We start from the raw sequence: 538 nt of genomic DNA on the forward strand, positions 1-538 counted from the left end.
TTCTCCAACTTCGTGTTCTGAAAAGCGTGGTCTCCGATAGTCTCGAGGTTTGTAGTCCCCTGAAAATCCACCTTTTTCAGTATCTTAGCACCCTTGAAAGCGGACGGACAGATAGTCTTTACAGTTTTTGCTATTGTAACATTCTCTAAATTCTGAACATCGGAGAAAGCAAAATCTTCAATCTTTATCGTACCTTCTGGCACAGTATAATCGTTTTTCTTTCCGCATGGGTAAAGTAAAAGGTTTTTACCATCTTTTGTAAAGATCACACCATCTTTTTCCACATAGTTACTATTTTGTTCATCTACGACAAAAGCTTCGATGAATTGGCAGTTAGTAAATGCTCCCTGACCAATCTTATTAACATCTTTACCTATCTTTACGCTTTCTAATGCACTGCACGAATGAAAAGCGTTATTACCAATTATCTTTGTTTGGTTTAAATCAAGTTGTTTCAGATAGCTACCGACTGCTGCATTCTGTGCCACTTCGGTAATGCCTGTAGGAATTGTCAATTTTTCAGTCGTTGTTTCTAATA

Annotated in this window: 1 protein-coding gene; it reads right to left on the minus strand. The window is 37.5% G+C overall.

Going from position 1 to position 538, the window contains the following annotated elements; translation table 11 throughout:
• A partial coding sequence (locus tag JCM25354_RS19555; RefSeq protein WP_148301567.1) for a leucine-rich repeat domain-containing protein occupies positions 1 to 538 on the minus strand: 538 nt, incomplete at both ends.

The sequence above is a fragment of the Asaia prunellae JCM 25354 genome (assembly GCF_000613885.1).
Lineage (GTDB): Bacteria > Pseudomonadota > Alphaproteobacteria > Acetobacterales > Acetobacteraceae > Asaia > Asaia prunellae.